The organism is Kitasatospora papulosa, from assembly GCF_000717245.1.
Lineage (GTDB): Bacteria > Actinomycetota > Actinomycetes > Streptomycetales > Streptomycetaceae > Streptomyces > Streptomyces papulosus.
The window spans coordinates 38,848-50,530 of the sequence record NZ_JNYQ01000022.1; the positions used below are offsets into that span (position 1 = coordinate 38,848).

Sequence of the window (11,683 nt, forward strand, 5' to 3'; positions counted from 1 at the left end):
CCGCCCTCTTCTTTTGATCACGACTTCAGGTAGGCGAGTAGGGCGCCGCCGGCGGCGATGCTGACACCGATTGCGGGGATGAGCGTCGGCTGGGCGACTGCGATGAGTCCGGCGAGCATGGCGCCGATGAGGACGATGGCGGTGCGGTCAGTGGTCATGGGTGTGCTCCTGGGTGAGGCTGGTGTGGTGGTGAGGCGACAGTGCGGGCACCCGGTGGCCAAGGGAATCAAGGCTGCGCGGGTGAGGGCGGACAATGCCCGCAGTAATATCGCCGGGCACAGCAGCAGCCGCCGGAATTAATTCCATTATTCTTCTCCAGGGTGTTCAATTGGGGAGTCAATGTAGCAGGGAGCAAGGGCGCCGCGATCCACCCTCAAAGGCCTCTGCACTGGGGTTTTCTTATCCAGCGGCCCCTGTTTCCTGATGGAGCGCGCGAAAAAACCATAGGAATGAACTCGATTCCGATAGGAATTGCGCCGCAGGCTCCACCGAGTGGGTGCGGCCCTTGCCTGCGACCTGTACTGACGTGCGGAAAGAGCTTCTATGACCTTTGTCTTTGGGTGCGATATTTCCTGATAGGAAGATTCTGATAGCGGCGCGAAAACGGCGCACAGCAGAATCTCGCCTCGACGTGACGGACGTCACGCAAAAGAGCCCCGCACTGATTGGTGCGGGGCTCTGCGTGACGTCCGTGATTGGTGCGGACGTGCCGAGGTTCTCAGGCGATGTCCTCGTGGTCGGGCAGGATCTTCGTCGAGGCTGGGGCCGGACCCAGATCTCCGCATCTGCCGGGACCACGTCGACACCGGCGTCGGCGGCGACTGTGGCGACAGTTCCATCTGTGTACCTGGTCAGCGTCCTCGGCTGGGTCCCGAACGGCTCGGTGCCGGCGGTTCGTACCGGCGGTTCTGCTGCCCGACGCGGGCGGCTTGCGCCTGCTGCGCTTGCTGGATGTCAGCCCGTGCCCGGGTCTCTGCGCGGTGGAGCTCCGGGTGCTGCTGGGCGATCCGCTGACGGAGGGCCTTCTCGGTGCGGGCGTCGTCGGCGACGGCCCGGTACATCGCGGCGTTCTCCCTCGCCGTGTTCGCCGTGGCGTTGAAGCGGGCGATGCGCTTCTGGTCACCGGCGTCCCTCTGCTGGGCGCGGGCGGGCACCTTGGTCTGGCGCATCTCGGTGAGCCGGGCCGCGACGGTATCGACGTCCGGCACCCGGTGCTCGGTGGCACCGAGGAGAGTGGCGTACGGGCTCTCCCGCACGGTCTTCCAGGCGTCCGCGGCTGCCCGCCCGGCGGCCATCCGTGCTTCGGCACCCTCGCGGTACCCGGCCGCCCTGTCCTGCTCGGCCTGCTTTTTGAGCTGGGTGTGCTCCTTGCGTGAGGTGCCCGCCATCCGCAGGGCCAAGCGGCCCTTGTCGTCTGACAGGGACAGGTGGCGCAGATGCTCGTCGGCAGTCGCGGCAACCTTGGCGGCCGCTGTCTCCCGGGCCTGCTCGGCGCGGGCGAGGGCCAGGTGCTCGTCGGCCTGGTCCAGCACCGCGTAGATCGGTGCGACCTCGAGCCGCCCCGGGGTGGTCCCGCCGGCGGCGGCGTCCTCGATCTCCTGCAGCAGCGCGGCCTTGGCCTCGTCAGCGGCGTCCGCGTCCCGGTCCTCCCGGCGGGCGTCGACGGGACCGGTGGCGATGAGCCGGGTCAGCTCCTGGTCGGTGTGGCCGCCGTACGGGCGCTGGGACCAGGCCCGCGTCCCCGCCAGCTCCCGCTCCTCGCGCATGTCCTCCAGGCGCTGCTTCTGCTCGTCGGTCAGCCGGTACTCGCGCGGGGCGGTGGCTTCTTCCTCCCGCTGCTGCACGTGCCGTGGCGAGCGTGCGCGGGCTGCTGCGGTGCTGACGGCCCGGGTGGGTGTCGGCGACGGCACGACGACCGCAGGGGCCGGGGCGGGCGGCTCGTGGAACAGGTCGCTCACCATGCTGTCGGGCCGGGACTGCCCGAGGAACCGGGCGTACGCGTCGACGGCACGCTCCAGGCGCTCTGTCTCCGTACGGGCCGCACCGAGCCGCGCCCGGGTCTCCTCAGACTCGATCACTGCGAGCGGAAGCCAGAGGTGGTTCTCCTTCTTGCCCCTCGTCAGCCCGGGGTACGCGGCGAACGCGTTCGCACCGTGCCCGTACAGCAGGCTGGTGTCGCACGTCATGCCCTGAGATGCGGCGATCGTCATCGCGTACCCCAGCGACAGAGCCCCGCCCGCGATCTGGTCGGGCGTCAGCCACGCGGACACGTAGGCGTCGTCCTGGCCGCGCTCTCGGGTGCGCCACGTGACCTCGACCCGCCCGTCGTCGGCGAGCTGGGAGACGACGGCCCGGTACCCGTTGAGGAGGTCCGGCCCCTGGCCGCGCCGCGACCGGTAGTCGTTGGCGCGGACCCGTACGGCGTCGCCCTCGGCGAGGGTGAGCCGGTCCCCGCCGGGCAGGGCGTAGGTGCGCTCCTCCCCGAGTTCGCCGGCGGCGCGGCGAATCTGCTGCGCCCCGGCGTTGAGCGCGTCCACGTCGCTGTTGCGGGCGGCGAGGACGACCAGCTTGTCGAGTAGGTCATGGGTGTCGGGCCAGCGGTCGCGCCGGAACTCGTCCCAGACGGTGAGGATCTGGGAGCGGGCCTCGTCGGCGGACTCGGTGGGGTGGACGCGGCCGCGCTCGGCGAGCAGCCGGAGCGCCTGGTCGTGGTCCCCGGTGCGCCACACCTCCAGGGCGTGCCGTTCGGCGGCGTCCTCCTGGCGGCGGTTCTCGGTGAGGGTGAGCCCGCCGACCAGTTCGTGGATGTCCTTGAACCATCCGCCGGCGGCGATGGCCTGGAGCTGGAGAGGGTCGCCGATGCCGATCACCTTGGTCCCGGTGCGGGCCGCCTCGCGCATGAGGACCTCGGCCGCCCGGTCGTCCACCATCGTGGCCTCGTCCACGACCAGGACGTCGATCCCGCTGAGCCCGGAACTGGTGCGGATCTGCTGGAGCCAGGAGGCCACCGTGCGGGCAGGGATGCCGGACGCCTGGGTGAGCTGCTGGGCGGCCACCGCACTCAGGCACGCACCCGCGTACGTGGTGCCGGTCGCGTCCCACCCGATCCGGCACGCCTCCATCAGCGTCGACTTGCCGGCTCCGGCGACGCCGACGACGGTGTCGATGCCGTGCCCGCCGGTCAGTAGCCGGGTGACCGCCGCGCGCTGCTCGTCGGACAGCTCGAAGCCGACCGCGACCTGGAAGACGTCGACGGCGGCCGCCGCCTGGTCCGGTGTCAGGGCGGCGCGGCCTTCGCCGTGGCGGGTGAGCGCCTGGTCACGTACGTACGCCTCGGCATCCAGGATGTCCTGGGTGGTGTAGCGGGCGGTCGACGTCATCACGGTGGAGCCGTAGTCCGGCGCCCGGACCGCGTACCCGGCCACGTCCAGGACCTCGTCGACGAGCTGGTCCAGGCGGCCGACGTCGTCGGCGTCCAGCCCGTACGGCAAGGCGTTGCCGACCGCGGCGAGCAGCTGCGCGCGCGAGAAGGTCTTGTTGTTCGCCGTGAGCCCGGTCTCCGGGTTGAAGACGACCGCGGCGAGGTCGGAGGGCGGGGGAATCCGCGGTCCACCGGGGCGGTCGAGCGCGGGGCCGGCCCCAGGGTCGGGCGGTCCGGGTGCGGCGGCCGCGACCATCGCGTCGACGTCGACCCCAGCCTCCTCGGCCCGCTGCCGCCAGCTCGCCCGCATCCCGGCAGCATCCGCCGCGTGCTTGGCTCGCAGGCTCTCGGCTGCCGCACGGTCTCGCTCCTGGCGCCCGGACTCGTCCCCCGCCATCTCCACGATCCGCCCGTGCCGCCGCGAGTACAACTCGCGCACCTGCTCGGGAACGCCCGCCACTTCCCAGGCGCCGGTCCGCTCGGCCTGCTCGCGCCGTACGCCGTACCGCTCGTAGGCCAGGGCCCGGATGCGGGCCTTGAAGAACGCGTCGGCGGCGGCCGCGTGCCGGTGCAGGTCCTGGCCGCTGTTGCCGATGGAGCGCCACTCGCCGTCCTCGCACAGCGCCATGTTGGCGATCGTGACGTGGAGGTGGAGATGTGGATCGCCGGGCTGCCCGTCGCCCATCGGCCGGGCCGACTGGTGCTCGACCGACCACGCCAGCAGACCGCCGGTCACGAGCCGGACCGGCTGTCCATCCTCCGAGCCGACCGCGTACCCGACCCACCGCTCGACCTCCCGGAGCGTCTCCGTCTTCGCCCGGTGCACCAGGTCCCGGTACTCCTGGCCGTCGACGTCGGGCAGCAGCCCGGCGAGCGCGCTGTCGCTCTTGGGCATGTCCAGCATCAGGTCCCAGCCGCGCACCCGGTCATCCACCCGGGCGTCGGCGTGCTCGCGGGCGTCGGCCAGTTCCTGCTCCCCGTAGACGTCCGCGAGGTCGAGGCCGGCGGCGCGGGCGAGCTTGTGCAGGGTGCCCACCTGCATCCGGTGCCGGTCGCCCTGGCGGTGCACCATCCGCTGCTGCTGCGCGAGCACCTTCTGTTGCTTTTGCTTGCCCTCCAGTAGATCCGCGGCTGCGACACCGCGCTCCTCGGCGGCCGCCTCGATAGCCTCGACCAGACGAGCCGTCGTCAGCTTGGCGAGCAGGTGCGCGCGGGCGGACGTCCGCGTACGGATGAGCCGGGCCCCGGTCTGCGGGTGACACCCCGCCATCAACCGCCGGGCCGCCTCCTTGCCCTCCTCATCGAGGACCGCGCCCTCGGTCAGCCCGACCGCCGCGAGGCCGCTGCCCATCCACACCAGCGCGGCATCGCCCTCCTCCCGGAGTCGGTACTCCAGCGCCCGGTCGGGCTGCTCCTGGACGACGTCCTCGGACGCGACGACCGAGCACCCGGCCTGCTCGCGCAGCCGGTACTCGACCTGTTCGTCGTCGCGGATCGCCGTCACCCATGCCATGCCCGTGTCCCCGTGTCCCGCGCTGTGTCGTGCGCTGTGTCCCTGTGTTCCGGCTTGTGCTCTTGTGCTTTTCCCGGCTTGCCGGGGTTCCCGCGAGGGGAACCCCCTTCGTGCTTCCTCTGTTTTTGATCATGACCGGAACGGTCGGTGTCGACGAGGTCGGTACGGCCGGGGTCCATCACCGTACGGTCGGATCGGCGGCTGACCAAAAGGTCGGCCAGCCAGAGAACGGCTAGCTACGACAACCCGCGGTTGTCGGCGGGCAATGCGGAGGCTCGTCGCAGATCCTCCGGGCTCAGCCCCTGTACCCATGTCACCGAGCGGTGCCCGGTCCGAGGGCCCGCCGGCCTTTCGGGTCCGGCAGCGCCTGGTGCTCGTCGTCGTCCAGGCGCTGCTCCGCCCCGAGGCGTTCGGCGGGCAGCAGCCGCGGTGCCGAGTCAGCCGAAGAAGTGTTCTGGGTTGTGCTGGGACCGGTGCCGAGTCGCCGTCGTGTCGTGCTCATGGGAGGAGTCTCCTCGCACGGCCCGGGGGCGGCGTACGGCATGTGTTGTGGGACGGCGAACTGGGTTTCCCTGCCGTCGGTCGCCGACGTACGGGAGCCTCTCCGGTCCGTTGGCGACGCGGGCCCAAGGCCCCAATAGGCGTGGGCGAAGCCCTCGTAATTCGTCCCTCCCCGGAAACGCAGAAGGCCCCCGGTCCGCCTCGGGGAGGCAGGCCGGGGGCCTTGAGCATCAGGGTCCTACGCGGGGTGATGGTTACGCGGCGAGCGCGACGCCGGCGGCGGCGACGAACGCGTCAGCCTCCTTGATGGCGCGCTCGCGGGCTGCGGCCAGAGGTGTTGCCCCGTCCCTCCCGCGCAGTCCGTATGCGGCGTCGACGGCTGCTTGCGCGGCCGGGGCGAGGGAGGGCAGCAGCATCGAGACGTGCAGGAGCGGCGCGGTGATCGCGGACCGGGTGGCGTGGCTCTCGGCGCGTGCCTCGCTCCAGTCCTGGCCCCGGAGGCGCAAGTCTTCGCGGATCCACATCGCCCGACGGTGGTTGGCGAGCGCGGTCGCCAGCTCGGTCACGGCGGCGAGCCCTTGGGCCCGGCGGGCGGCGGCCGCGGCTTCCGTCCGCTGGGCTCGCTAGCTGATGTGCTGGAGCGTGCCGGTCAGTAACGCTCCGGCGAGGGTGCCGAGTACGGCGACGATGGCGGTGAGCATGTCGGTCTCCTCAGTGGTGTGGGTGGGGTGGCCGCGCGCCTGACAGCCACCCCAGCGTGCTGTCGGTCGGATCAGCCGTTGTGGTTCTGGGTCCGGCCGAACATCCCCTTGGTGCTCGTGTGCACCTCGGTGTGGTTCGTGACCGGGCCGTTGAAGTGGTTGTGGTTCTCCGTGTGCATGTCTGCCTTGGCGCGGCCTACGGACCGCAGTAGCGACCCGGCGGCGAGGACCAGGGCGACGGGCCCGGCCGCACCGACGGCGAGGATGACCGGGTCGACCTGCCCGAGCGTGTAGAGCACGAGGGAGGTGGCGCCTCCGACAGACAGGGCGGCGACGCTTCCGGAGAGCATCAGCGCGCTGGCGTCCGTCGCCTTCTGGCTCATGGGCGGCCTTCCCGGCTGCGCGACCGGCGGGGTCGTGCCGACCGTGGGGAGCTCGGATTCGTCGCGGAACGACGTCGGCGTCGGCTTGTACGCCTCGTCGATGAGCCGACGGGCCCGGGCGTCGGCCTCCAGCTCGCTGAGCGGGCGGCCTGCTGCGGTGTTCTCGGTGTGCTCCACTGGGTGCTCCTTCTTCGTCGCGATGGGGAAGGGCCGGGGCCCGGAGGCGGAATCTCCAGGGCCCCGGTGCGTGGGTATGCGGCAGGCCCGGAGCGGGGGATGCTCCGGGCCTGCGTGCTGCTGTGCGGGGGCGGTCAGTCCGCCGGGATCGGGACGATGAGCCCAGTGCTGTCGGGCCGGGCGATCTCCCCTTTCCCGCGCAGGCCGCTGATCGTGGTGCGCAGGGAGCCGCGGCGGACCTCGCGGCCTCCGTCGGCGTTCAGCGCGGCCAAGAGGTCGACCTCGGCCAGGCCGCCCGCCGGCAGCGCCGCGAGGATCCGCTGGGCGGTCGACATCGTGGCGGTGTCGGGCTCCGGCTCCGGGCTGGGCGACTCGTCCGTGTCGTCGTCGTCTTCCCCGTCGCCTCCACCGGCCGCCTGGCGCTCTTTGGCGGTCATGTAGGCCTCCAGGTCGATCGGTTCGCCGGGAGGCGCGTGGTCGCCGTACAGGGCCAGCACGACCGGGTCGTGGCCGGTGCACGGGGCGACGGATCCGATGACGTACGTGCGGGCCATGCTCGTCGGCCGGACGCCGGTCAGGTGGTAGAGCATCCCCTGGCTGTTGACGTCGTCGTCGTCCTCGGTCGCCGTCTCGTTGTAGCGCCGGATCTTCCGTACCTGGCCCACGACCTTCGGAATCGGCTGGAGTGCCTCGCCGCGGGGGATGAGCCCGTCGCCGACGAGCTGCTGCATCATCGCGCTGGACCAGCGCAGCAGGATGACCTCGCCCTCCTTGAGCATGGCGCGCAGGGTGTCCGACCCGCCCAGCTCGTCGAGGTGTCCGGCCTGGGCGGCGATGATGATGCCGACCCCGACGCTGCGGCCGGTCCTGCCGAGTTCCTTGATGAGCAGGGCACCTTCCTCGCGGAACGGGGCTCCCTTCTCCAGCAGCCGGTTCGCCTCGTCGACGAGCCCGTACGTCAGCGGGTCGGGGTCGTCCTTGACGAAGCCGGAGCGTCCGAGCTCCGCATAGGCGACCATCCGGCGCTCGGCTTCGGCGACCAGGCCGCGCAGCATGAGGATCGTCTCGTACTGGGTGGTGACCCTCGTTGCGACGTTGCCCTTGGCCTCGGGGACGGACTGGCCGTGCTTGAGGTCGGCGAGGTGCACGACGATGCCGGACCGCTTGCAGGCGATCAGGACCGCCTGGACGAGCCGGGACTTGCCGGCGCCGGTGGTCCCGAAGATGGCGCCGCGCTGGGCGTTGCCGGTCTTGGGGTCGAAGAGGCGGAACCGCAGCGCCGCAGCGTCGTAGTAGGAGCCGATCGCGATACGGCCGCGGGCGTCCATCACCAGGTCGTCCGTACGGATCTCCCGCATGCCCATCAGCGGGTTCTCGGGGTAGACCCTGACGATCGCCTCGCGCCCGACGCCCTGCTCGAAGATGACCCGGCTGTAGTCCTCCACCTTCAGCAGGTCGCACAGTGCTTCGTGGTCGTAGCGCTTCACCCCACCTGGGGGCGTCTTCAGCACGTACTCCTGGACGGTCGCCATCAGGTGAGCTCCTTCTTCATCTCGTAGGTGTTGGCCTCGATGAGCTCGATGCCCGGCATCGCCGTGCTGGCGATCTCGGCCCACGTCTCCTCGTCGGTGCTGCTCGTCGCCCCAGGCTCGGCGGCCGGCCGCTGCCCGAGGACCAGGAGGCGGACACCGGCGCCGCGGCCCGGTACGGGGCCGATCTCGATCAGCTCCTCCGGCAGGTCCAGTTCGGCGGACAGGCCGGGCTTGGAGATGTCGGGCACGGGCTGCCCGCGCTTCTGGGCGCCGATGACGATGGCCAGGCATCCCTCGCTCACCTGCTGGTGCTGCAGGAGCACGGTGCCGGGTGCGACGCCTCCCTCCACCGCGAAGCGCTCACCCCACCAACGGGCCTGCGGGGTGTCGTAGGTCGGGGCCGGTTCGACGGCGGTCTCCTCCGTCTTCTCGACGGCGTCGGCGAGCTCCTGGGCCAGCGCCTCGTCGACGAGCTCGCGGGCGGTAAGTCCGGGGCGCAGGTACCAGGTGGCGCCGGTCCAGAGCGCGATGGCTGCGGCCTGCAGGAGCACGGACACCGACCCCTCGGGGGCCAGGCGTTCACCGACGAGTACCGCCGCGCAGCCCGCGTGCGGGGCGGCGTAGACGGAGATGGCCGTCCACCGCACGGAGGCGGGGGCGCGCAGGACTTGATGGTTCGCCGCGAGGCCGACGGCGGCCGTGGCAGCCGCGGCGAGGGCTCCGGGGAGGGTGAAGGCGTCGTTGCCCAGTCCCCCGGTGAGGACAACGGTTCCGGCGACGGCGGCGGCTCGGCCGGCCGTTGCGCGCACGCGAGCGAGCATGGGAGGTACCTCCAGGAACGAGGGCGGGGCGGCCGGGCCCCATGGGCTCCGGCCGCCCCGCACAGGGGAGAAGGGGGTTATCGGTTGCTGTAGTACGTCCGGTCAGCCACGGCGCCCGGCTTGTTCGTCATGGCCTCGTGGACAGGCCCGTAGTCGGCCTCGTGGCCCTCCTTGGCGTTCTGGAAGTCACGCCCCATCTCGGCGGCCTCGGTGCTCAGGTCCTCAGCCGCGGCCAGGACGCCGCGCATGATGCCCGCCGCATCGCGGTGTGCGCCGGTCACGGCGTCGTCGACGCCCAGACCGGCTGCTGTGTCGGCCAGGTTGTCGACCGACTTCGCGCACCCTTCGATGTAGTTGTAGGCGCCTCGTACGGCCTCGCTGAGCGCGAGCATGGCGACCGACGCAGCGGTCAGACGCACCGCGATGATCGTGAACGTGACGCCGTCCGTGAGGGTGTCGGCGACCTTGGAGCCGACGCGTGCGAGATCCATGGCTACTCCTGGTGGTAAGAGGCGTCGGCGGGTGCGGTGTGGCCCATGTCGCGGGTCACGTCGGCGGGGTGCTTGTCGTAGTCGGCCGCTACCTGCCCGGCGTGGGCGATGGCCTCGGAGGCCCGGGGCAGACCCGCCGCGAGTTCTTCGGCCTTGGTCTCCACGACCCCGGCCCGCTCGATCAGGCGGGCGCACCAGCCGATGAGAACGCCGGGGACGAACTTGGCGGAAAGTTCGGCGTGCAGGGATTCCAGCGAGCTCACCAGCCGCTCGCAGCGGTCGGCGACGAGCTTGGCGTGCTCGGCGCCGGCCAGGATCTCCTCGGCCATGTCCTCGTCGGACTCGATGACGTCGTAGACCGTCAGGTCGGCGTCGACGAACTGGGTGTCTTGTACGGCAGGCGCTCCGCCCATGGGCCGGGCCCCCTTCCTTTGCCCTGGTACCGAGCCGGTCGGCTCGGCAGATGTGCTGGTCTTCTTCGGTGCTCCGGCCGGGAGTCCCGGGCGCCCTCGGGTGATAGCGCCGGGGGCGGGCTTGGGCGGCTCCTCGCGGTCCAGCCGGGTGAGGGTGACGGTGTACTTGGCGCTCATCCCGGGCGGCGGCCGGAGCCACTCGCCGTCCGTGTGTGGCTGCTGCCGGGGCGGCGGCTGCTGCTGCTGGCGGTTGCTGCGTGAGCGCGACCCCGGCCGGGAGCCTGTCGGCCCGGGCGGGGGCTGCCCCTGCTTGTTCTTCCGGAACTGGAACTTCGGGCGCTTCTTGGCTCCCGGCGGGGACGTCGGCCCCGGCCGGGGTGGACCGGGCGGCTGAGTCGGCGGAACCGTGGGCCCCGGTGCCGGGGGCGTCGGGCCCGGCGGCGGAACCTTCGGCGTGGGCCCCGGTGCTGGCGGTGTGGTCGTCGGCCCCGCCGTGGAGGCTGGAGCCGACGTCGTCGGGGGGTTCTTGGGGGTCTTCGTCAGGCTGACCTTGGGCCCCGGCGGCGGCGTGGCGGGCGCCTTCTTCTTGGCCCTGGACAGTACGGGCGAGGACAGGCTCTTACGCCGCCTCTCCAACCGCTTCTGAGCACCCTCGGCCACTGCCTGCCCGAAGGTCGTACGGCCTGCGGCGTCCTTCTCCCGCTTCTTCCTCGCCTTGTCCTTGCGCTTGGCCTTGTCCTTGAGGCGCCGGTTCCGGATTTTGTCCTTCACCGCCTGCTCCTTGTCCCGGCTGCTGTTCGTCCTCGCCCGGTCCGCGTCCCGGTCCTCGGCCCGGTCGTCCAGCCGCGCTGCCTGCCGGTCCGCCTTGCGCTGGCTCTTCGCCCCCTGGCGGGCCGCGGCCCGCTCCTGTCGGCCACGGGCCCGCTCCATCGACGGACTGGAGGCGCTGGAGCTCGGCGACTTACCACCGCCTGGGCTCTTGAGCCCTTTGCCAGAGCCGTCCTTGCCCTTGCCCTGCCCCGTGGAACCGGTCGACGAGCCGGTCTTGCTGCCGCCGGTCGGACCGCCCTTGCCCGAGCTGCCCTTCCCGCCGGCCCCGGACTTGCCGCCACCGCTGCCGACCGAGCCGCTACCCGTCGACGACTTGCCGCCCGGTCCGGACTTCCCGGTGCCGGACGACAACGGCTTGCCGCTCCCGCCGGACCCGCTCTTGCCGGAGCTGCCCTTGCCGCCCGACGATCCGCCCGACCCGTTCCCCTTGGACCCGCCCCGGCCGCCGTCGGTCAGCGCCTGGACGCGGCCCTTGGCGCGGGCCTTCTCCGCGTCACCGCCGATCTGCGCCAGGGCGGCCTCGTGCTCCGCGCGGTTCTTGACCTTCTCGGCCTTCGCCTTCGCGGCGGCCTGCCGTACGGGTGCCATGTCCTGGAACCGCTGGCGGCGGTCGTTCAGCCACCCGGTCATGCCGCGCAGGGCGGCGACGGCGGTCCCGATGGCGAGGACCATCGCGCCCCGGCCCGAACTCGCGATGCCGTCCGACTGCAGAGCGGCCGGGATGGGCGGCGAGGAGGCGTCGGGAAGAGCGGGGACCGGCGGCGGCGGAACCGCCGGAGCGGGGAGGCTCAGCGACGGGCGGGCCAGGGCCGTGCCCGTGGTGCTTGGCACGGAAGCCGCGGGCGTGGGCGCCGGGGCCGGCGGCGGCGTCGAGGGCAGCGGCGGGGCCGGTGGTGGGG

At 71.9% G+C, this 11,683-nt stretch carries 8 protein-coding genes and 1 pseudogene; all 9 read right to left on the minus strand.

The genetic code is table 11. From position 1 onward, the window contains the following. Positions 1-17: 17 nt before the first annotated feature. Complete coding sequence (locus IA22_RS36900; RefSeq protein ID WP_157840953.1) at positions 18-158, minus strand: hypothetical protein; 141 nt, start codon at positions 156-158, stop codon at positions 18-20. A 693-nt stretch (positions 159-851) separates the two neighbouring features. Next, positions 852-4,934, minus strand: coding sequence for a MobF family relaxase (gene mobF / locus IA22_RS0131885; RefSeq protein WP_030125622.1), 4,083 nt, complete (start codon positions 4,932-4,934; stop codon positions 852-854). A 313-nt stretch (positions 4,935-5,247) separates the two neighbouring features. After that, positions 5,248-5,436 (minus strand): hypothetical protein, encoded by a 189-nt coding sequence (locus IA22_RS0131890; RefSeq protein WP_030125623.1) that lies wholly within the window; start codon positions 5,434-5,436, stop codon positions 5,248-5,250. 253 nt (positions 5,437-5,689) lie between these two features. After that, positions 5,690-6,001 carry a hypothetical protein gene (locus IA22_RS34460; protein ID WP_276329160.1) on the minus strand — a complete coding sequence of 104 codons (312 nt, stop codon included), beginning with the start codon at positions 5,999-6,001 and terminating at the stop codon, positions 5,690-5,692. 206 nt (positions 6,002-6,207) lie between these two features. Continuing rightward, positions 6,208-6,696: a hypothetical protein gene (locus IA22_RS0131900; RefSeq protein WP_030125624.1), complete on the minus strand. Its 489-nt coding sequence runs from the start codon at positions 6,694-6,696 to the stop codon at positions 6,208-6,210. 134 nt (positions 6,697-6,830) lie between these two features. After that, positions 6,831-8,228: an FtsK/SpoIIIE domain-containing protein gene (locus IA22_RS0131905; protein WP_030125625.1), complete on the minus strand. Its 1,398-nt coding sequence runs from the start codon at positions 8,226-8,228 to the stop codon at positions 6,831-6,833. Beyond that, complete coding sequence (locus IA22_RS0131910; protein ID WP_234434685.1) at positions 8,228-9,037, minus strand: hypothetical protein; 810 nt, start codon at positions 9,035-9,037, stop codon at positions 8,228-8,230. The genes IA22_RS0131905 and IA22_RS0131910 overlap by 1 nt, the downstream gene beginning before the upstream one ends. An 89-nt stretch (positions 9,038-9,126) precedes the next feature. Then, on the minus strand, positions 9,127-9,540 hold the full coding sequence (locus IA22_RS0131915) for a hypothetical protein (RefSeq protein WP_030125627.1): 414 nt from the start codon (positions 9,538-9,540) through the stop codon (positions 9,127-9,129). Between the two features lie 2 nt (positions 9,541-9,542). Beyond that, positions 9,543-11,683, minus strand: a pseudogene (locus IA22_RS36905) (hypothetical protein); the annotation flags it as partial.

Coding starts and splice junctions, on each gene's coding strand:
- IA22_RS36900 (WP_157840953.1), bottom strand. CDS start 158: ATGACCACTGACCGCACCGCCATCGTCCTCATCGGCGCCATGCTCGCC.
- mobF (WP_030125622.1), bottom strand. CDS start 4,934: ATGGCATGGGTGACGGCGATCCGCGACGACGAACAGGTCGAGTACCGG.
- IA22_RS0131890 (WP_030125623.1), bottom strand. CDS start 5,436: ATGAGCACGACACGACGGCGACTCGGCACCGGTCCCAGCACAACCCAG.
- IA22_RS0131905 (WP_030125625.1), bottom strand. CDS start 8,228: ATGGCGACCGTCCAGGAGTACGTGCTGAAGACGCCCCCAGGTGGGGTG.
- IA22_RS0131915 (WP_030125627.1), bottom strand. CDS start 9,540: ATGGATCTCGCACGCGTCGGCTCCAAGGTCGCCGACACCCTCACGGAC.